Source organism: Rhodococcus sp. 14-2470-1b (assembly GCF_002259415.1).
Lineage (GTDB): Bacteria > Actinomycetota > Actinomycetes > Mycobacteriales > Mycobacteriaceae > Rhodococcoides.
Genome location: NZ_NPFY01000031.1, coordinates 77510 through 98578 on the forward strand (window position 1 = coordinate 77510; position 21069 = coordinate 98578).

Genomic DNA, 21069 nt, shown 5'->3' on the forward strand with positions numbered 1-21069 from the left:
CTGCCGCTGGTGGCAGCATAGGTGGGTGTCCAACTCGCCTGACGTTTTCGCGCCCAGCATCGGTTCGTTCTCCGTGACCGCGGATGACATCGACATCGCTGCGCAGCGTATTTCGAACGTCGTGGACACGACGCCGTTGCAGTACTGCGAGCGGCTGTCCCGGGAGACCGGTGCCGTCGTTTACCTCAAGCGCGAGGATCAGCAGATCGTCCGGTCCTACAAGATCCGCGGTGCCTACAACCTGATGGCTCAGCTGACACCCGAGGAGCTCGCAGTCGGAGTCGTGACGGCGAGTGCAGGCAACCACGCTCAGGGTGTTGCGTTCGCGTGCCGGGCGATGCAGGTGCGCGGCCGAATCTACGTGCCCGCCAACACCCCCAAGCAGAAGCGGGATCGCATTCGGGTGCACGGCGGCGATTTCGTCGAGTTGATCGTCACCGGTGACACGTTCGACGCCGCTGCGGCTGCTGCCGCCGAGGATGTCGTGCGCACCGGAGCAACCATGGTTCCGCCCTTCGACGACGAGCGGACGGTGGCCGGGCAGGGCACGATCGCCGCGGAGATCGTCGAACAATTGGGTTCCGCACCGGATACCGTCGTCATGCCGGTCGGTGGCGGCGGATGCATCGCCGGGATCTCGACCTATCTGCGTGAACGTGCACCGGGTACGGCTCTCGTCGGCGTCGAGCCGTCGGGCGCAGCGTCGATGACGGCGGCGTTGGTGGCCGGGGGGCCGGTGACGTTGTCCGACATCGACCCGTTCGTCGACGGCGCCGCCGTGCGCCGGATCGGTGATGTCCCGTTCGAGGCGCTGCGTTCCCTCGGCGCCGAAGTCGTGTCGCACGCGTCGTTGCCGTTGGTGGCGATGCCGACGTTCCCGTCGCGTGACGAGGGTGCAGGCCCATTTCTGATGACACAGATCGACGAGGGTGCGATCTGCACGGCGATGCTCGAGCTGTACCAGAACGAGGGCGTGATCGCCGAGCCGGCCGGAGCTCTCAGTGTGGCTGCGTTGACCCAGATCTCGGTGGAGCCGGGGAGCACCGTCGTCTGCCTGATATCGGGCGGCAACAACGACGTCTCGCGATACGGCGAGATCCTCGAACGCTCACTCGTTCACCTCGGTCTGAAGCATTACTTCCTCGTCGACTTTCCCCAGGAGCCCGGTGCATTGCGCCGTTTTCTCGACGAAGTCCTGGGTCCCGACGACGACATCACGTTGTTCGAGTACGTGAAGCGGAACAACAGAGAGACGGGCGCTGCGTTGGTCGGCATCGAGCTGGGCGTGGCTACCGGCTTGAGTGCGCTGCTCGAACGGATGCGGGCCTCCGGTTTGACCGTGGAGCAGCTGGAGCCGGGGTCGCCCGCGTATCGCTACTTGACCTGATCCGACCCGAGCAGGCGCTCGACCACTTTCCGGTGGAGGTCGGCGTCGACCGGCGGAAGTTCGAGCAGGGCGCCGAGGTAGATTCCGTCGCCGACCAGGCGCACGATCTCGGCGTGCACCTCGTCGGGTATCTCGGTGCGCAGGCTCTCGTCCCACAGTCGCATCATGTCGATGACCGCTTGATGGATCTCGCCGGGGTTCCCGTCGACGCTGCGGAGGGCGGCAAGGGTAGATCTGTACAGCGCCACCTCGTGCTCGGCGATGCCCTCGGGCGGTTGCAAATACCATCGCGCGACGGTGGTACCGCCTCGCTCGGCCTCGGCGCGTTGTAGATCGGCCTGCTCGCCGAGGCGTCGCACCATGGCGGCGATCATCGCGTCCTTGGTTTTGAAGTGGTAGAGAAGGCCGCCTTTGGACACGTCGGCCCTGGCTGCGACGCTTTCCAGGGTGACTTTCGTGACGCCTTGGTCGAGGAGCATCTCTTCGAGGGCGTCGAGAATGCGATCGCGTGTGTCGGATGCCATGTGCGTCACCCTACCGAAAACAGCTTTACCGGCTGGACGGTTCACTGCTAGCCTCTGTGACTGTACCGGCTGGACGGTTCAGTCAAGGGTGAGCATCGAGGAGTGACGAAGTGAAAGACATCAGCGTCGGACCCGCCGCGCAGGCGCAGACCCAGCGGGCGACGCCGAAAGACTGGCTCGGTCTCGTCGTGCTGGCGTTCGCGGTTCTTCTGATCGCGGTCGACGGTACGGTCCTGGACCTGGCGCTGCCGTTCATCAGTTCGGATCTGTCGCCGTCGAGCAACCAACTGCTGTGGATCATCGACGTCTATTCGTTCGTGCTGGCCGGCCTGCTCATCACGATGGGCACCCTCGGGGACCGGATCGGACGACGGAAACTCCTGCTCATCGGTGCAGCCGGATTCGGAATCGCATCGGTCGTCGCGGCATTTGCCACCAGCCCGGAAATGCTGATCGCCGCTCGCGTGCTGCAAGGTGTCTCGGGCGCGACCTTGATGCCCGCCACTCTCGGTCTGATCAGGACGATCTTCACCGATCCCCGCCAACGTGTCGTGGCGATCGGTGTGTGGGGCGCAATGGCAGGCGGCGGCGCAGCGGCCGGACCACTGGTCGGCGGATGGTTGCTCGAGCACTTCTGGTGGGGCTCGGTGTTCCTGATCAACATCCCGGTGATGCTCGCGTTGATCGCATTCGGTCCTCTCGTGATCCCGGAATCGAAGGATCCGAACCCCGGCACGTTCGACCTGATCAGCTCGGGATTGTCGATGGCCGCTCTGGTTCCGTTGGTCTACGCGGTCAAAGAGACCGCGGCCCATGGCATATCCGTCGTCAACGTCGGCGCGGCACTGGTCGGTATCGGTGCAGGCATTCTGTTCGTCCGGCGGCAGCGGCGGCTCGACGACCCGATGATCGACCTACAGCTGTTCTCCAACCCCGCGTTCTCGACAGCGGTGTTCACGAACTTCCTGTCCGTGTTCGCTCTGGCAGGCGTGCTCTTCTTCGGCGCCCAGTATCTTCAGCTCGTTCTGGGCAACAGCCCACTCGAAGCGGGCTTGCTGCTGCTGCCGGGCACGGCGTCGAGCATAGTGACCTCTCTGGTGGCCGCGTACCTCGTCCGTATCTGGTCTCCGGCAACGGTGCTCGGCGCAGGACTTGCCGCTGCGGCTGTCGGTGCTGCCGTGCTGTTCGGGCTACGCGTCGACAGCGGCCCGGCGCTGTTCATCATCGGGTTCGTTCTCGTCGGAGCGGGCGCGGGCACGGCACTGACGTTGACGTCGGACCTCGTCGTCAGTTCCGTCCGACCCGAACGCGCCGGTGCGGCGTCCGCCGTGTCGGAAACGGCGTACGAGTTGGGGATCGCGCTGGGCGTGGCCGTTCTCGGCACCGTGGTCATGTCCTACTTCCGCCGCGGGCTCGACGTCTCCGGCCTCGATTCCGACCACGCGGCGTCGGCCCAGGAGACACTCGGCGGTGCCGCCTCGGTTGCTCGTGACCTCCCGGCGGAGCTGGGAACGGCCCTGACCGAGTCGGCGCATGCAGCCTTCGTTCAGGGCATGCACACGGCGTCGTTGGCGACGGCCGCCGTCCTGGCAGCGACCGCCGTCTACGTCGTCCTTCGGCTCCGCCGGAAGTAGAAACAAGCTCGGCTCCGCCGGACGTGACAACCGAGCCTCGGCCGCGGTGCTCAGGACGTTTCGAGCACCGCGAACGAGTGACCTGGAATGCGTGTGGCGGAGCCGGTGTCGTTCGACGTCGGCTCTTCCCACGACAACACTGTGCGACCCCCGACCGGAACGATCACCGTGGAATCGGACAGGTTGCACACGACGGCGAGCGACCCACGGTGCAGCACGATCCACTGCTGGTCCTCGTCGTAGTCGACCTTCAGATTCGGAAGCCACGGATCGGTGAGTTCGGGCCGCGCACGCCGCAGCGACAACAGATCCCGGTAGACGGTCAACAGCCGGGCATGATCTCCGCTGCCCAGTTCTGTCCACTCCAACTTGGACCGGAGGAACGTCTCCGGGTCCTGCGGATCCGGGATGTCTTCCTTATCCCAACCATGCTCGGCGAACTCGGATTTTCGGCCCTCGGCCGTCGCTTCGCCCAGCTCGGGTTCCGGATGCGAGGTGAAGAACTGGAACGGGGTCGATGCGCCCCATTCCTCACCCATGAACAGCATGGGTGTGTACGGAGAGGTGAGAACCAGTGCCGCCTTCACGGCCAGCTGACCCGGGGTGAGGTAGAAACCGGGCCGGTCACCGACGGCTCGGTTGCCCACCTGATCGTGCGTGGTGGTGTACGTGACGAACGAGCTCGCCGGGATTCGGCGCGTGTCGAGAGGCCTGCCGTGGGTTCGACCCCGGAACGTCGAGAACGTCCCGGCGTGGAAGAAGCCCTGGCGCAACGTGTTCGCAAGTCCCTTCAACGAACCGAAGTCGCCGTAGTACCCCTGACGTTCACCGGAGACCGCAGCGTGGACAGCGTGGTGGATGTCGTCGTCCCACTGCGCATCGAGCCCGTACCCGCCGCCGGAACGTGCGGTCACCAGAGTGGGATCGTTGAGATCGCTCTCCGCGATCAACGTCAGCGGCCGGCCGAGATGCGCCGAGAGTCGACGGGTGTCGACGGCCAGTTCTTCCAGGAGATGGACGGCGGTGTGATCGACGATGGCGTGCACGGCGTCGAGCCGTAATCCGTCGATGTGGAACTCGGAGAACCAGCGCAGCGCATTGTCGATGGCGTATCGACGCACCACACCGGACTGGGATTCCGCGTAGTTGATGGACTGACCCCAGGTGTTGGCGCCCTGAGTCATGTACGGGCCGAACCGTTCCAGGTAATTGCCCGACGGACCGAGATGGTTGTACACCACGTCCAGCACCACCGCGAGACCGCGAGCATGGCAGGCGTCGACGAAGCGCTGCAGACCGTCGGGGCCGTCGTATCCTTCGTGAACGGTGTACCAGAGCACACCGTCGTACCCCCAGTTGTGGGTACCGTTGAATCCGTTCACCGGCATGACCTCGACGAATGTCACACCGAGGTCCACGAGGTGGTCGAGCCGTTCGATCGCCGCGTCGAACGTGCCCTCGGACGTGAACGTTCCGATATGCAGTTCGTAGATCACCCCACCCGGCAATTGACGCCCGGTCCACGACGAGTCCGTCCAACCGGACGGATCGAGCGCGTGGAGCTGGGACGGGGCGTGTACCCCGTCCGGCTGCCGCGGCGAGCGGGGATCGGGAATCACCGACGGATCGTCGTCGAGCACGAACCCGTACCGAGCATCGGGGGAGGCGTCTATGTCGGCGTACCACCAGCCGCCGTGACTCTTGCTCATCGCATGGACGGTGCCGTCGACGTCGACGCCTACCGTGGTGGGAGTTGGGGCCCAGACTTCGAATCGGTGGGTCATGCGTCGCGTTCTCCTGACGTGTCGCTCACTGTGATGTCACGCACGAGCACAGCAACGGGTGAGGCGGACAGCAGAGCGTCCACCGCGACCTCGCCGTGGTACTCGTTGTCGGTCAGCCGATCTCGCCACCGGCCCGCCGGCAGTGTGAGTGTCGTCGACCCCCAGCCCTGCGTAGCGAGGCCGAGCGAATATCTGGTGGCGAGGGCGATGACGTCTGCGGATCCCGCGACGGGGCCTCGGGCGAATCCCACGAGGTGCGCTGCGGCTGTGCCCTGGGCGTACACCGGCGCATACGTCCCGCCGACGAAGCTGTCCGGGCGTTCACGGCGCAGATGCAGTGACTCCCGAACGACCGCGAATTTGGCCGATCCGGACGAGTCCATCACCGTCGACGACGGTGCGGACAGGTGCTGACGACGAACGTCGTAGTCGACGAACCGACGGTTGTCCGGGTCGACGAGCGAGTCCTCCCAGAGTTCGGTGCCCTGGTATACATCGGGGACTCCAGGTCCGAGCAGGTGCAGCAGTTTCTGGCCGAGCGCGTCGCTTCGTCCGTGTGGGTCGAGCCGAGCGACCAGCATGGTCACCGAGTCGGCCACCGAACCGGTCATCACCGAGTCGAGCCACGAATGAACCGACGCTTCGAACGACTCGTCGACGTCGGTCCATCCCGTTCGGGTGCCGGCTTCACGCATCGCCTTCTCCGCATACGCGTGGACGCGCTCGCGTAATTCGGCGGAGACGACGCCGTCGGCAGGCCACACTCCGAACAGGTTCTGCCACAGGAACAGTCCGGTCGCCCCGTCCGGACCTGGCGCGACCTCCTCCCAATCCGAGATGCACCGCGACCACAGTTCCGGTGTCTGCGACAGCACCCCGATTCGGGCCCGCACGTCCTCGCCGCGTTTGGTGTCGTGGGTGGACAGTGTCGTCATCGCCGCGGGCCACCGAGCCGCTCGCTCCGCATTCGCAAGATGGAACTGAGCGGGGGAGATCCCGAACTCCGCCGGGTCACCGCCGACCTCCTGCAGCGAGATCAACCGAGCGGCGCGGTAGAACAAGCAGTCCTCGACACCTTTCGCCGTGACCGCGCCGCACACCTGCTCGAATCGCACTGCCGATTCGCCGTCGGCGATCAGCGCAGCGGTCACCGCGTCCAGTGCGTCGACAAGGGCGGATTCGGCGCCCCCGACGTCGCCGACGACTCGGCCGACCGTCCCGGCCAGCGGCCCGTAGTCCGACCGGTAGTACGGCATCCGGGCCACCACGGCCACGATCGCCGCGGTGATCGACTCGAACGGTGCGTCCGAACCGGACTCACGCACGACAGCGCGCGCCAGTCGCCGGACCTCCGGAGCCAGATCGCCCTCGGCGACAGCAGTTTTCAAGTCGCGCTCCGCGGCATGCAACCACTGCGCGTCTCCCGGCGCTCCGCCCCGCGAACGAGACAGCTCGGTGAGGGCCTCGGCACCCGACGGATCGACGAAGACACCGCCGAGATCGGCCAGAGCGTCGTATCCGGTGGTTCCGTGCACCGGCAACGCGGGATCCAGTGGCTCGCCGCGCGCCAATATCTTCTCGATCACCAGCCAACGATCGGGGCCGATGAGTTCGCGGAGCTCGGTGAGGTAGCCGGCGGGATCGGCCAATCCGTCGGGATGGTCCACGCGGAGACCGTCGACCAGCTCGTCGGTGATCCAACTGGCAACCTGGACGTGCGACGCGGTGAAGACGTCGAAGTCCTCCTGGCGAAGACCGGCGAGGCCGTTGACGGAGAAGAATCGCCGATACCCGACGAGGCCGGACTTCCAGTCGACGAGTCGGTACGCCTGCGCGGCATGGACTGCCTCGGCGTCATCGGAGTCGACTCCGTCAGTGCTTGTGTCGACTCCGTCAGTGCTTGTGTCGACTCCGTCAGGGATGGTGCCGGCGGCGATGGGGAACCGGTGTTCGTAGTACGCGAGCAACGGCGTGTCCCCGGTTCGATCGATCGTCAGGGCCGCGGTGTCGTCGGCCGATCCGAGGACGGGCAACGCGATCTTTCCGTCGGCTCCGTTGTCCGACGACCAGTCGATGTCGAAGTACGAGGCGTATTCGGAAGCCGTCCCCTTGGACAGCACGTCCCACCACCACGCGTTCTGCCGCGGATCGTCGACGCCTACGTGGTTGGGCACGATGTCGACGATCACGCCCATGCCGCGCGAATGCAGTTCGGCGACCAGCGCTTCGAAGCCCTCGCGCCCACCGAGCGGTGCGGACACCGAGGTGGGGTCGATGACGTCGTACCCGTGGGTCGAGCCGTCGGTGGCTTCGAGGATCGGCGACAGGTACGCATGGCTCACGCCGAGATCGTCGAGGTAGTCGACGATTCGGCGGGCGTCGGCGAAGGTGAACCCGTCCCCTCGCAGTTGAAGTCGATACGTACTCGAGGGAATCGGCCGCGGGGGATGGGACACTGGTGTCAGTCCGTCTTTCGTAGAACGAGAAGTGACCGGGCGGCCACCTCGACCGGTGTACCCGCTTCTATGACATTTTCACTCACCCCGGTGAGGATTGCGGTGTCGAGTGCGACCGTCCACTCCTTCGCATACTCGCCGTCGGGGGTCAGGAACTCGATGGTTTCGTGATGAGCGTTGAAGCACAACAGAAACGAGTCGTCGACGACGCGCTCGCCTCGCTGATTCGGCTCGGGAATGCCTTCGCCGTTCAGGAAGACGGTGAGGCTCTTGCCGAATCCGCTGTCCCAGTCCTCGGGCGTCATTTCCTCACCGGCCGGGGTCAACCAGGCGATGTCGCGGGCCTGCTCGCCGGTGCGGATCGGCCGGCCCTCGAAGAACCTGCGGCGACGAAACACCGGATGGTCGTTGCGCAGCGCGATCGCGTTCTTGGTGAACTCGATCAAGTCCGCGTTGGTCTCGGCGAGTGACCAATCCATCCAGGCCAGTTCCGAATCCTGGCAGTAGACGTTGTTGTTTCCCTGCTGGGTTCGACCCAGTTCGTCACCGTGCGCGATCATCGGCGTGCCCTGACTCAGCAGCAGAGTCGCCATGATGTTGCGGATCTGACGGGCGCGCAGGTCGAGTATCTCGGGGTCGTCCGTCGGGCCTTCGACACCGCAGTTCCACGAACGGTTGTGGCTTTCGCCGTCGTTGTTGTCCTCGCCGTTGGCGTCGTTGTGTTTCTCGTTGTAGGACACCAGGTCGTGCAACGTGAACCCGTCGTGCGCGATCACGAAGTTGATACTCGCACCGGGGCGACGACCGGTGGCCTCGTACAGGTCGGAGGAACCGGTGAGTCGTGATGCGAACTCACCGAGTGTGGCGGGCTCGCCTCGCCAGTAGTCACGGACGGTGTCGCGGTATTTACCGTTCCACTCCGTCCACAGTCCGGGGAAGTTACCGACCTGGTAGCCGCCCTCGCCGACGTCCCACGGCTCGGCGATCAGCTTGACCTGGCTGACGACCGGATCCTGTTGGACCAGATCGAAGAAGGCGCTCAGCCGGTCCACGTCGTGCAGTTCACGAGCCAGCGTAGACGCCAGGTCGAAGCGGAAGCCGTCGACGTGCATCTCGGTGACCCAGTACCGCAGCGAGTCCATGATGAGCTGCAGCGTGTGCGGGTGGCGGGCGTTGAGGCTGTTACCCGTGCCGGTGTAGTCCATGTAGTGGGCCGAATCGCCGTCGACCAGACGGTAGTACGCAGCGTTGTCGATACCGCGGAAGCTGATGGTCGGGCCCATGTGATTGCCCTCGGCGGTGTGGTTGTAGACCACATCGAGAATCACTTCGATACCGGCCGCGTGGAACGCACGGACCATCGCCTTGAACTCGGTCACGGCCGCGCCCGCCGTCGGGTTCGACGAGTAGTCGGCATGGGGGGCGAGGAAACCGAAGGTGTTGTAACCCCAGTAGTTCCGTAGCCCCTTGTTCAGCAGCGTCTGATCCTGCATGAACTGGTGCACGGGCATCAGCTCGATCGCGGTGATTCCCAGATTCAGCAGGTGGTCGATGATCGCCGGGTGGGCGAGCCCCGCGTAGGTTCCGCGCAACGATTCCGGAACGTCGGGATGCGTGATCGTCATGCCTTTGACGTGCGCCTCGTAGATCACCGTCTCGTGGTACGGCCGGCGCGGTGCGCGGTCGTTCTGCCAGTCGAAGAACGGATTGATGACCACTGTGGTCATCGTGTGGCCGAGGGAATCGTGCTGCGGAAAATCGTCGCGTGGTGCCTCGTCGTGCGCGACGGGATCCGGCTCGACGACCTCGAGGGAAGGATCCGCCAGATCCTCGTCGTCCTCGTACGGCTTCTCGTCCGGAGCCGCGGCCTCCTCGGGTTCGGGAACGTCGAGGCTGTAGGAGAACAGCGAACGGTCACCGTCGAAGTCACCCTCGAACGCTTTGCCGTACGGGTCCAGAAGCAGCTTGCTCGGATCACACCGATGACCCGACGCCGGATCCCACGGACCGTGTACCCGGTAACCGTACTTCTGACCGGGAATCACCGACGGAAGGTACGCGTGCCAGACGTAACCGTCCGACTCCTCGAAACGGATACGAGTCTCGGTGCCGTCGTCGGCGATGAGGCACAGATCCACGGCTTCGGCAACCTCGGAGAACAACGCGAAATTGGTACCTACACCGTCGTAGGTGGCTCCCAGCGGATAGGCGGACCCGGGCCAGACTTCGATCGCGGGTGATTCGTTGGGTGCTTCGACAGACATGAAGGAAACCCTACTGTGGCCGGATCGAACCGGCTCACCACCAACCTGTCGCCGACGCCATCTGCCGGCCCAATTCGCTGGTCAGAGTGCGCACATAGGTCGCGGTGAGGTGATGTTCGTCGCGGTAGATCAGCACGTTGCCCTCGATGACGCGGCAGACCGGACCGTCGCACAGAGCGTTCGAGAGATCCAGCGGGTACACCGTCGGAAGCCGGAAGGACGCAGCGAGAGCTGGATTGATCGGCCCGAGCGCACTGCCTCGCTCCATGCCACACGATGTCGCGTTGCCGCCTTCGGCCAGGCAGTCGATGGCCCGGTACGCGATGCCGTCACGTTCGAGCCAAGGGTTGTCGCGGACACCGAGGACGGGGATGCCGTAGGACGAGAGTTCGTTCCACACCTGCACGTACCAGTCGGGGGTGACGTCGCCCGGGCCGTCGTCACTCGGCCGCGTGGCGGTGGTGAACACATAGTCGGGTCGAGTCTGCGCGAGGTCGGCGAGCACTGTCTCGGTCCAGTCCAAGCAGTCCGGGTACTCGCTGTCGCCGAGCATGGGCATCGTGCCCAGGGTGAGTGGGCACCCCATCTTCAGGTAGGTCACGACGCGGAATCCGTGTTCGCGGCCGAGTAGATCGAGTGCGGTGATCCAGTGCTCCGCGTGGGAGCTACCGGCAAGTGCAACGGTGCGGGTCGCGTTCGTGTCGCCGTAGACGCAGCTGATGGCATCACGCGTCTCGAAGTCCGCGATGCACCCTTCGACGGTCGTGATCGGCAGATCTTCCGGTGCCGAGAACAGCGCGGGACTCACCGGTGCGTCCTCGGCGACGATGCCGTCGGTGAGTTCGAGAGCGCCCGGATGAGTGATCGGGTCGACGGTGTCGCTGGCTTGCAGGTCCGCGACCGATCTTTGGATGTAGTAATTCCACCCGGCGGAACCGGTCACGAGTGCGAGAGCAAGGAGTGCGGCAGTGCCCGTCACCGCAAGGCGCGGAATGGATCGGGCGGGCGCCTGCACCGGTTTCTCGACGAGGCGGACGGTCAGCATCGCCAGTAGCACGGAGGCGCCGATGATGCAGGCACCGGTGACGAGGTCCGCGGTCTGCTCGCCCGTGTACGCGAGGGTGAAGATCAGAATCGGCCAGTGCCAGAGATAGAGAGGAAAGGCTATCGAGCCGAGCCACAGCCCGAATCGCGTGCTGAGCAGAGCCGCGACTGGTGTGCCGGGCCCCGCGAGGACCAACGCGAGTGTCGCGAGCACGGGAAACAGTGCCCAGGGGCCCGGGAACTCCTGCACACCGTCGAAGATGAACCCGCAGGCGACGATCGCAGTCAACCCGGCCACCGCCAGTGCCGTGCGGGCGATCTTCGACGGCCACGATGTATCGGTCGCGTCGTGGACCGGTGGTTTCGCGGCGTACAACGCGGCGACGGCAGCCCCCAGCAGGATCTCCCACAGCCGTGCGGCGGTGTCGTAATAGTTCCAGGATTGAAGCCGCGACGTGCCGTCGGTGGCGTACACGAAGGACAGCACTGCTGCGCCGCCGAACAGCACCAGGTACACGCGAGGATCAGGGCTGGTACGCGATGCTCCGCGTGACCTGCGGAGAATCCAGGCGAGCCCGAAGACCACGGCGATGGCGACGAGATAGAACTGGAACTGGACCGCTACGGACCACAGATGTTGGACCGGGCTGACGGTCGGGTCGGCAGCCAGGTAGTCCTGTGACGTCCAGGCCAACTCCCAGTTGGCGAAGAAGAAGACGCCCGAGACAAGCTGATTTCCGATGTCGATCCACCGTGTTCGCGGTAGCAGAACGACCGTTGCGACGGCCACTCCGGTCAGGACGAGAATCAGCGGTGGGCCGAGCCTGCGCAGAATTCGGGCGACTCGACGAAACGGATTGACAGATCCGCCCGACTGTACGGTGCGAATCAGCGAAGCGGTGAAGAAGAAGCCCGTCAAGGTAAGGAACACGTCGACGCCGCCGGAGACGCGGCCCATCCAGATATGGAAGACGACTACCAACGCAATGGCGACGCCGCGTAGACCGTTGAGATCCTGCCGCACCGCCGGGCGCGCATCGGCCGTCCGAACTGGGGGAGCGTCGGGCACGGAAGTGCCGGCAGGTTGGTACTGGGCGTGCATAAGAGGGTGAAAGCTCCGACGGTCGACGAATTCGGGGACGCAGTGCAGTTCTCGAGGCAAACGATACTGTGCCTGAACCCCGGGTGAACAATCAGCCAGCGGGTGCGGGCAACCGGTGGATCGCGTCGACGAGTGGAGCCAACTCGGGAATCTGCTCTGCCGACGACAGTGAGCTTTCCAGAACCTCGTCGTGCGTGGGGCGTGCCCGTTCCAGCAACGCTCGGCCATCGGTGGTCAACTCCGTGTAGATGCCTCGACGGTCGTCCTTGCACAACACTCGTGTGAGGATCCCTCGATCTTCGAGTCGATTGACCAAGCGAGTGGTGGCGCTGCTGCTCAGAGCGGTTGCACGCGCCAGTTGCTGCATTCGCATGTGCCATCCGTCCTGTCGGCCGAGGGCGTCGAGAACTGCGTACTCCACCACCGAGAGGGTGTGCTGGGCCTGCAGCGCACGTTCGAGTTCGGCCTCGATGTGCGCGTGAAGCGCAGCGAGTGTTCGCCATCCCTGAGCGCGGATGAGGGATGAATCGTCGGCGATTCCCACTGGGTCCTCCTCGAAGCCTCTCGAACATTCGATCCGAGCTTAGCAGCTTGCGCAGTTATAGGGCGTGTGCAACTATTTACGACGCGTCTGCAACTAAGTGCACACGCTAGCTATCGGCGAACGCATCGATCAAGGAGAAATTGCATGCCGCTCGGACTGCTCGCACTCGCAATCGGAGGGTTCGGTATCGGCCTCACCGAATTCGTGATCATGGGGCTGCTGCCGGAAGTTGCCGCGGACTTCGGGGTCACCGAGGCCGTGGCCGGCTGGCTCATCACCGGCTACGCGCTCAGCGTCGTCGTGGGTGCCCTCGGCGTGACGGCACTCGTGACCCGGTTTCCGCGCAAGAACGTTCTGGTCGCATTGATGGGACTGTTCATCGCGGGCAACCTTTTGTCCGCGATCGCCGGATCGTACGAGGCAATGATGCTCGGCCGCGTCGTGGCAGCACTGTGTCACGGTGCATTCTTCGGAATCGGAGCCGTCGTCGCCGCAAGTCTCGTCGAGCCCGCGAAGAAGGCAGGCGCCATCGCGATGATGTTCGCCGGTCTGACCGCAGCCAACGTTTTGGGAGTCCCCTTCGGAACCCTGCTGGGGCAGACCTACGGCTGGCGTTCGACATTCTGGGCCATCACTGTCATCGGGATCGTGGCGTTGGCCGGCACCATCACACTTGTTCCGGCGACGACGGACTCCGAGACTCCAGGGCATCTGAGGTCCGAGCTCCGAGCGTTCGGACGCCTGCAGGTGTGGCTGTCGATCGCGATCACAGTCCTCGGTTACGGCGGCATGTTCGGAGCCTTCACCTATATCGCCTTCACACTCACCGAGGTCAGCGGTTTCGCCTCCGGTTCGGTGCCGTGGTTACTGATTCTGTTCGGCGTCGGACTGTTCATCGGCAATTACCTCGGTGGTAAGGCCGCGGATCGCAACCTCACCGCGACGTTGCTGACGTTGCTCGCAGCGCTGACCGCTGTGCTGGTGTTCTTCGCTTTCACCGCGGAAAGCCAGATCGCAACCGTGGTGTCTCTGTTCTTGATGGGCGTGTTCGGCTTCGCCACGGTCCCCGGTCTGCAGATGCGCGTGATGGCCTTCGCCGACGACGCACCGACCATGGCGTCGGGAGCGAACATCGCGGCCTTCAATCTCGGGAATGCTCTCGGTGCATGGATCGGCGGAGTGACGATCACTGCAGGGCTGGGATACACCTCGCCGATCTGGGCAGGCGCGATCATCACCGTGGCCGCTGTGGTCGTGCTCGTGGTGGCCACCCGGCTGCAGCGTCAGCGCGCGATGGTTCAGGTCTGACACAGCGCCCCGCCCGGACGACAACCGTCCCTCATGTCAGTCGAGCGGAGCGCGAAAAAGTAGTCGGTGTGGGCGCCACATCGCACGATCGTCCCGGGCATGACAATGGTCCCGGGCATGACAATGGTCCCGAGCATGACGCTCGGGACCATTGACGCTCGGGACCGATATCAGGTCGTTCGACCTTCGATCAGCTGACGGCGTCCGCTCGGTGCGGCAACTTCCAGCCCGGGCGAACGAAGTGGCAGGTGTACCCGGTCGGGTAATTCTGCAGGTAGTCCTGGTGCTCCGGTTCTGCTTCCCAGAACGGGCCTGCCGGCTCGACCTCGGTGACGACCTTGCCCGGCCACAAGCCGGAAGCGTCGACGTCGGCAATCGTGTCCAATGCGACGCGCTTCTGCTCGTCGGACGTGAAGTAGATCGCCGAGCGATAACTCAGTCCGACGTCGTTCCCCTGGCGGTTCTTCGTCGACGGATCGTGAATCTGGAAGAAGAACTCCAGGAGGTCGCGGTACGAGATCAGGCTCGGATCGAAGACGATTTCGACGGCTTCGGCGTGCGTGCCGTGATTGCGGTACGTCGCGTTGTCCACGTCGCCGCCGGAGTAACCGACCCGAGTCGACAGGACACCCGGCCGGTGCCTGATCAGTTCCTGGGCTCCCCAGAAGCACCCTCCGGCGAGGATGGCGGTCTCGGTGGTTGTGCTCACTACTGCGCTCCTTCATCTGGCGTCGATGCTGTGTCCGACTGTGCGCTGTCCGACTGCGCGCTGTCCGACTGTGTGTTGTCCGACTGTGTCGTCGTGTGGAACTGTGCGCGATATTCACCGTAGCCCTCGGCTTCGAGGCGATCCACCGGCACGAACCGCAGAGCGGCGGAGTTCATGCAGTAGCGAAGGCCGCCCTGGTCCTTCGGACCGTCCTTGAACAGGTGGCCCAGGTGTGAGTCGCCACCGGAGGAACGGACTTCCGTGCGCACCATCAGATGGCTGAAGTCGCGCTTCTGCACTACCGATGTCGAGTCGACGGGCCTGGTGAAACTCGGCCATCCCGAGTGGCTCTCGAACTTGTCGAGCGAGGAGAACAACGGTTGCCCGGTCACGACGTCGACGTAGAGGCCCGGCTCGTGGTTGTCCCAGTACTCGTTGTCGAACGCGCGCTCGGTGCCTTCCTTCTGCGTCACTCGGTACTGCTCAGCCGTCAGGTTCTTCAACTGCTCGGAATCCTTGGCGTAGGAACGTGTCATCGGTGTCCTTCCTGCTGTCACCGTCGGCCGTCACGGCCACACCATGAGTCAACAACGCTCACCTGTCGATATTCCGCTGCCCGAGTCCTCGTCGCGGGTTCAGTAGGCTGGCCGCGGCAAGGGTTCACGCCCACCGGCATCCGGCAGTAGGGACGAAACGAAGATGGCATCGGGTTCTGATCGGTTCTGGAAAATTCTGGGGCGTTCCGCGCAGAAAGGCCAGGCCCGGTCACGGTCCAGCGTCGACAACGCAGTCGGACACTCCGAATGGGCGAAAGGGCTGTCGGAGACGGATTTGAAAGCCGCGGTTGCCGACGTCACTGTCTCGGACGTAGCCAAGCTCGACGTTCCGCGCTACCTCGCATTGGTCCGTGAGGCATCGTCGCGCGCGCTGGATCTGGAACCGTTCGACGTTCAACTCCTGGCTGCGGTGCGCATGCTCGCAGGCGATGTGGTGGAGATGTCCACGGGCGAAGGCAAGACGTTGTCCGGGGCCCTCGCTGCGGTCGGCTACGTGATGGCCGGGCGCCGCGTTCACGTCGTGACCATCAACGATTTTCTGGCTCGGCGTGACGCCGAGTGGATGGGGCCACTGTACGAAGCACTGGGCCTCACGGTCGGTTGGATCTCCGAGGGCTCGTCCGCGGCCGACCGTAGAGCCGCATACGCATGCGACGTCACGTACGCGTCGGTCAACGAGATCGGCTTCGACGTCCTTCGCGATCACCTCGTGGACGACGCCGGCGATCTGGTCACGCCCGCACCCGACGTGGCGTTGATCGACGAAGCGGATTCGGTGTTGGTCGACGAGGCGTTGGTTCCACTCGTGCTTGCCGGTTCGGTGCAGGGCGACGTTCCTTCCGATCGTGTCTTCGACGCTGTGAAGCTTCTGCAGAGTCGAGCCGATTACGACACCGACGCCGACGGGCGCAACGTCTTTCTGACCGATGCCGGTGCGGAGAAGTTGGAGAAGGAACTCGGCGACATCGACCTGTACGCGGAGAACCACGTCGGATCCACCCTCGTCGCAGTCAACGTTGCTCTTCATGCCCAGGTTCTCGTCAAGCGCGACGTCCACTACATCGTGCGCGACGGTCGAGTACAGCTGATCAACGCATCTCGCGGACGGGTCGCGGAGTTGCAGCGGTGGCCCGACGGTCTGCAGGCAGCCGTGGAGATCAAGGAGGGCCTGACACCGACCGAGACCGGCGAGATTCTGGACACCATCACCGTCCAGGCTTTGATCGGTCGATACGCAACGGTGTGCGGAATGACCGGCACCGCGCTCGCTGCGGGCGAGCAGCTCAAGAAGTTCTACTCGCTCGGCGTGTCCGTCGTTCCGCCGAATCAACCCAACGTTCGTATCGACGAAGCCGATCGTGTGTACGACACGTCCGAGAACCGCAATGCCGCCGTCGTCGCGTTCGTCGAACAAGCCCACGAGACAGGTCAACCGATTCTGATCGGTACGCACGATGTCGCCGAGTCCGAGGTCTTCTCCGATCTGCTGGACACCGCAGGTGTGCCCCACGTCGTGCTCAACGCCAAGAACGACGCCGAGGAGGCTGCCGTCGTCGCGCGTGCCGGTGAGCGGTCGGCAGTGACGGTGTCCACTCAGATCGCCGGGCGCGGGACCGATATCAAGCTCGGTGGTCCCTCCGGCGGGGGAAAGGACAAGGACGAGGTAGCCGAACTCGGTGGTCTGCTGGTGGTCGGCACCGGTCGACACACGACCGAACGGCTCGACAACCAGTTGCGGGGCCGAGCCGGGCGCCAGGGCGACCCTGGCCGCTCGGTGTTCTTCTCCAGTTGGGAGGACGAGGTCGTGACGGCGAACCTCGGTCCGAAGGATCAGCCGAAGAAGACCGACGACACCGGACTCGTCACGGCGAACGGTGTGGCGGCGAAGATCGATCATGCGCAACGCATCGCCGAGGGGGCGATGCTGGAAGTGCACTCGCGGACATGGCGTTACAACCAGTTGACGGCGCAGCACCGCGACATTCTGGATCGTCGGAGAGCGTCGTTGCTGACTACCGGCGAGGCGCTCGAACTACTCGAATCCGCAGCGCCGGATCGAGCGGCCGAACTACGCGAGACGGTGCCGGAGGACGTGTTGACGGTTGCAGCACGCCGCATCGTGCTCTTCCATCTCGATCGGTCGTGGTCCGAGTACCTCGCTCATCTCGCCGACGTGCGCGAAAGTATCCATCTGCGCGCGCTCGGGCGTGAGAATCCGCTCGACGAGTATCACCGGATCGCAGTGGATGCATTCAGGGAGGTGTCCGACAAGGCTATCGAGCATGCTCGTGCGACGTTCGAGTCGGCCGAGATCACCGAGAACGGCATCGATCTCGGCAAGAGTGGACTTGCCCGACCGTCCTCGACGTGGACGTACATGGTTCACGACAACCCGTTCGCCGGCAACACTGCGAACAGCGCGGGACTCGGCCCGATCTTCGGCGGCTAGGACAGTCGCGCTCGGTCTCCCAAGCGTGCTCGGACGCCGTCGACGAACAGAGTCAGTCCGAAGTCGAAACGACTTGTCGGGTCCGGGCTTTCGAAGAGTGGTGATGCGGATTCGGTGAGCGCTCCGGCCGAGTCCATCTGCATGCGGGCCTGTTCGTCGACGGTCTGGCCGAGCACGTAGTACAGCACGGTGTCCGCGGCCAATTCGGATTCACCCCGACGCAGTCCGGCCCGGATGCACACCGCTGCTATGCGTTCGCGGATGCGGTTGGTGACCAACCGCGACGCGTACGTCGCGGCGACCAACTCCGCACCGTCGCGGTGCGAGAGCAGCGCGTCGCGTAGGCGATGGGCCAGTTCTCGAAGTTGGTCGTCCCAGACGCCGGCGTTCGTCACGGCGTCGACGTCGGCGAGCAGGGTGTCGGCGATGGCGCCGAGCAGAGTCTGCTTGTCCTTGAAGTGCCAGTACAGCGCGCCCGGCTGCACGTGAAGTGAAGTCGCGAGGCGACGCATCGTGAGATCGCCCAGGCCGTATTCGTCGAGGATTGCGATGGCACCGTCGAGGACGTCCGCTCTGCGCAGTTGCACTCTTCACTCCTTGTCGGTCCGCTCGACTTTGACAGTAATCGACGCCGAGTATAGCTTGAACGCCGTTCAACTTGAACAGTGTTCAAGGGCACTGTTCGAGCTTCAGTCGACGAACCTCAGGAGTTGCTCATGACGCACGATTCGGTAGGCGCGGGGTCGAGACTGCAGGAGTCATCCGGTAGGACGGACGTTCTGGAGACCGCGCGGATGCAGGTGCTGCGAGACGGTATCGGGTTGGGGCAAGCTCAGGTGCTCGAGATTCTGCGACTGCCGGAATCGCAGTTGGAAGACCTTCTTGCTCTCGCGCACGACGTCCGAATGAAGTGGTGCGGACCGGAGGTCGAGGTCGAAGGAATCATCAGCCTCAAGACGGGTGGTTGCCCCGAGGACTGCCACTTCTGTTCGCAGAGCGGATTGTTCGAGTCGCCGGTTCGCGCGGCACGGCTGGACATTCCGAGTCTGGTCGAGGCGGCGAAGCAGACCGCGAAGACGGGCGCGACCGAGTTCTGCATCGTCGCCGCGGTCCGCGGGCCGGACGAAAGGCTGCTGGCGCAGGTCGCCGCAGGGATCGAGGCCATCAGGAACGAGGTCGACATCGACATCGCGTGCTCGCTGGGCATGCTGACCCAGGGTCAGGTCGATCAGTTGGCCGGTATGGGGGTTCACCGCTACAACCACAATCTCGAGACGTCGCGGTCGTATTTTCCCAACGTGGTGACGACGCATACCTGGGAGGAACGCTGGGAGACACTGCGCATGGTTCGCGCCGCGGGGATGGAGGTCTGCTGCGGTGGGATTCTCGGGATGGGGGAGTCGCTGGAACAGCGGGCCGAGTTCACCGCCGATCTTGCGGCACTGGAGCCCGACGAGGTTCCGTTGAATTTTCTCAACCCGCGTCCGGGCACCCCGTTCGGACATCTCGACGTACTCCCTGCGTCCGAGGCGCTGCGTGCCGTTGCCGCGTTCCGTCTTGCTCTACCGAGGACGATTCTGCGGTTTGCCGGTGGTCGCGAGATCACTCTGGGCGACCTGGGAGCGCAGCAGGGGATTCTCGGCGGAATCAATGCGGTGATCGTGGGCAATTATCTGACCACCCTCGGCCGACCGGCCGAACAGGATCTCGACCTTCTCGATTCGCTGCAGATGCCGATCAAGGCACTGAACTCGACCATCTAAGGTGGACGGGGTGATCAGTGCCGCGCAGTTCGACGCCTACACCGGGCGGCCTGTGGTGCCGGGTGTCTCACCCGCGCTCTCGCCGGCGGTCGCCCTCGGCCTCGAGCCCCCGCGATTCTGCGTGGAGTGCGGGCGTCGAATGGTGGTCCAGGTGGTGCCCGACGGATGGACCGCGGAATGCTCCCGGCACGGTGTCACCGATTCGACGTTGCTGGGCAGGCGTTGACCGTGACGGGCGGGCCCGACGTGCCGACGACTGCGAGGTGGCGGGTGCTCGGTGCTCCGATTGCGGTGTCGGTCGCAGTCGGTGTCCTCGTCGGGATCGTCTGGGCGTTGCTTGCTCCGGCCGAGAGGTTCGTCGTGGTTGCACCGGGCCGCGGAGCCGCGCTCACCGGTGAGAGCCTTCATCGATTCGATGCGCTGGCGATGGCGGCCTGTGCGGCGGTTGCTGCGGGAATCGTTCTGCCTGTTGCCGTCTGGGCGTGGACGGCAGCTCGAGGTCCGCTGCAATTCGCGGGAATCCTCATCGGTTCGATTCTCGGATCAGGGGCGATGCTCGGCGTCGGCATCGCTGTCGCACGGTGGGTTCATCCCAGACCCGACGATCCGGCGACGGGCTCCGTCGTCGCCGTCGCACCGGGATTCGAAACGCCGTTGCTGCTGGTGGTGCAGCCGCTCGTGGCGTCGTTGGTCGTGCTCCTGTTGGTTGCGATGAACCCGCACGACAATCTCAGGTTCACTCCACTGGATCACGACGGCGACCCCGACGGCAGCGAGGGCAGCGGCGACCCGGCCGGGACTTCCGAGAGCGATTTCCTCCTCGAGCGCGATCGAGCCTGAGATCAGGTAGGCGGCCGTAAGGCCGCGAATTCGTCCGTGACTCGTATGGACGACTCCGCAAACCGGAACAGGGCGGGAGGACGACCCCCCGTTCGGCCGGACGGTGACGTTCGTCCGGTCGGTTCGATCACTTTGCGTCGGCCGAGTACGCGCTGGAGATTGGTGGCGTCGACGTTGTATCCGAGTGCTGCGGTGTAGATCTCGCGCAGCGTGGACATCGCGAATTCGACCGGCGCCAAGGCGAAGCCGATGTTCGTGTAGGACAGCTTGGCGACGAGTCGATTGCGAGCGTGTCGGACGACGGTGCCGTGGTCGAACGAGGTCTCCGGTAGACGGGCCACGGGGTGCCATGCGGTATCCGGCGGCAGTCGGGGGTCGGACACGATCGGGACAAGTCCGAGGAAGTTGGATGCGATCCGCCTGTCGCCCGGTACGCGCTCCGGGTCGCTGAACACCGACAGTTGCTCGAGGTGCGCCACCGTGCGCACGTCGACCTTCTCGGCGAGTTGCCTTCGCGCCGAGGTGGGGAGGTCTTCGTCATCGCTCAGCACGCCGCCCGGAAGCGACCACGAACCTTTCTGCGGATCGAGAGCTCGTTGCCACAGCAGTACTGCCAGCTCGGGTGCCTGGCCTGCGGCAAAGCTCCGAACCTGGAATACCGCGATGAGAACTTCGTGGACGGTGCTACGATGATGCATGTTTTC

Annotated in this window: 17 protein-coding genes; 7 read left to right on the forward strand and 10 right to left on the reverse strand. The window is 64.6% G+C overall.

Features of this window, described 5'->3' with window-relative positions; all coding sequences use genetic code 11:
* The first annotated feature begins 25 nt into the window (after nt 1-25).
* Entirely contained in the window at nt 26-1387 is a 1362-nt protein-coding gene (ilvA, locus tag CH293_RS21895; RefSeq protein WP_037109089.1) for a threonine ammonia-lyase IlvA, read from the forward strand.
* On the opposite strand, the gene CH293_RS21900 is transcribed toward ilvA, so the two are convergent.
* Nucleotides 1375-1911 carry a TetR/AcrR family transcriptional regulator gene (locus CH293_RS21900; protein WP_037109087.1) on the reverse strand — a complete coding sequence of 179 codons (537 nt, stop codon included), beginning with the start codon at nt 1909-1911 and terminating at the stop codon, nt 1375-1377. The two genes, ilvA and CH293_RS21900, sit on opposite strands and share 13 nt — an antisense overlap.
* 110 nt (nt 1912-2021) lie before the next feature.
* On the opposite strand from CH293_RS21900, the gene CH293_RS21905 reads away from it, so the two are divergent.
* Entirely contained in the window at nt 2022-3545 is a 1524-nt protein-coding gene (locus tag CH293_RS21905) for an MFS transporter (protein WP_094721486.1), read from the forward strand.
* Between the two features lie 50 nt (nt 3546-3595).
* On the opposite strand, the gene treZ is transcribed toward CH293_RS21905, so the two are convergent.
* The 5 genes from treZ to CH293_RS21930 all read right to left on the reverse strand — a co-directional run bounded on the left by treZ (nt 3596) and on the right by CH293_RS21930 (nt 12739).
* Nucleotides 3596-5329, reverse strand: coding sequence for a malto-oligosyltrehalose trehalohydrolase (gene treZ / locus CH293_RS21910; RefSeq protein ID WP_094721487.1), 1734 nt, complete (start codon nt 5327-5329; stop codon nt 3596-3598).
* Complete coding sequence (gene treY, locus CH293_RS21915; RefSeq protein ID WP_094721488.1) at nt 5326-7785, reverse strand: malto-oligosyltrehalose synthase; 2460 nt, start codon at nt 7783-7785, stop codon at nt 5326-5328. Before treY ends, treZ begins: the two co-directional genes overlap by 4 nt.
* A 5-nt stretch (nt 7786-7790) precedes the next feature.
* Nucleotides 7791-10049: a glycogen debranching protein GlgX gene (gene glgX, locus CH293_RS21920; RefSeq protein WP_094721489.1), complete on the reverse strand. Its 2259-nt coding sequence runs from the start codon at nt 10047-10049 to the stop codon at nt 7791-7793.
* A gap of 34 nt (nt 10050-10083) precedes the next feature.
* Nucleotides 10084-12195 (reverse strand): acyltransferase family protein, encoded by a 2112-nt coding sequence (locus CH293_RS21925; RefSeq protein ID WP_094721490.1) that lies wholly within the window; start codon nt 12193-12195, stop codon nt 10084-10086.
* Nucleotides 12196-12286: 91 nt separating this feature from the next.
* Nucleotides 12287-12739 (reverse strand): MarR family winged helix-turn-helix transcriptional regulator, encoded by a 453-nt coding sequence (locus CH293_RS21930; protein ID WP_037109074.1) that lies wholly within the window; start codon nt 12737-12739, stop codon nt 12287-12289.
* A gap of 144 nt (nt 12740-12883) precedes the next feature.
* On the opposite strand from CH293_RS21930, the gene CH293_RS21935 reads away from it, so the two are divergent.
* Nucleotides 12884-14047 (forward strand): MFS transporter, encoded by a 1164-nt coding sequence (locus CH293_RS21935; protein WP_094721491.1) that lies wholly within the window; start codon nt 12884-12886, stop codon nt 14045-14047.
* A gap of 190 nt (nt 14048-14237) precedes the next feature.
* On the opposite strand, the gene msrA is transcribed toward CH293_RS21935, so the two are convergent.
* The gene (gene msrA / locus CH293_RS21940; RefSeq protein ID WP_037109069.1) at nt 14238-14756 is read right to left on the reverse strand and encodes a peptide-methionine (S)-S-oxide reductase MsrA; all 519 of its coding nucleotides are present in this window, start codon (nt 14754-14756) and stop codon (nt 14238-14240) included.
* Nucleotides 14756-15292, reverse strand: a complete 537-nt coding sequence (msrB, locus tag CH293_RS21945; RefSeq protein WP_094721492.1) for a peptide-methionine (R)-S-oxide reductase MsrB — start codon at nt 15290-15292, stop codon at nt 14756-14758. Before msrB ends, msrA begins: the two co-directional genes overlap by 1 nt.
* Nucleotides 15293-15455: 163 nt before the next feature.
* Between msrB and secA2 the strand changes: the two genes are divergently transcribed.
* Entirely contained in the window at nt 15456-17762 is a 2307-nt protein-coding gene (gene secA2, locus CH293_RS21950; protein ID WP_094721493.1) for an accessory Sec system translocase SecA2, read from the forward strand.
* Here the strand turns inward: secA2 and CH293_RS21955 are convergent.
* Nucleotides 17759-18349, reverse strand: a complete 591-nt coding sequence (locus CH293_RS21955; RefSeq protein ID WP_094721494.1) for a TetR/AcrR family transcriptional regulator C-terminal domain-containing protein — start codon at nt 18347-18349, stop codon at nt 17759-17761. The two genes, secA2 and CH293_RS21955, sit on opposite strands and share 4 nt — an antisense overlap.
* A 129-nt stretch (nt 18350-18478) precedes the next feature.
* Between CH293_RS21955 and bioB the strand changes: the two genes are divergently transcribed.
* Genes bioB through CH293_RS21970 form a run of 3 tightly spaced genes read left to right on the forward strand, consistent with a single transcriptional unit; the run spans nt 18479 to nt 20365 of the window.
* Nucleotides 18479-19525 (forward strand): biotin synthase BioB, encoded by a 1047-nt coding sequence (gene bioB / locus CH293_RS21960; protein ID WP_094721532.1) that lies wholly within the window; start codon nt 18479-18481, stop codon nt 19523-19525.
* A gap of 10 nt (nt 19526-19535) precedes the next feature.
* Entirely contained in the window at nt 19536-19751 is a 216-nt protein-coding gene (locus CH293_RS21965; RefSeq protein ID WP_037109283.1) for a hypothetical protein, read from the forward strand.
* Between the two features lie 2 nt (nt 19752-19753).
* Nucleotides 19754-20365, forward strand: a complete 612-nt coding sequence (locus CH293_RS21970) for a DUF2567 domain-containing protein (protein ID WP_255122953.1) — start codon at nt 19754-19756, stop codon at nt 20363-20365.
* A 2-nt stretch (nt 20366-20367) separates the two neighbouring features.
* Here the strand turns inward: CH293_RS21970 and CH293_RS21975 are convergent, their stop codons facing one another.
* On the reverse strand, nt 20368-21063 hold the full coding sequence (locus CH293_RS21975) for an NUDIX domain-containing protein (protein ID WP_094721496.1): 696 nt from the start codon (nt 21061-21063) through the stop codon (nt 20368-20370).
* Nucleotides 21064-21069 lie beyond the last annotated feature (6 nt).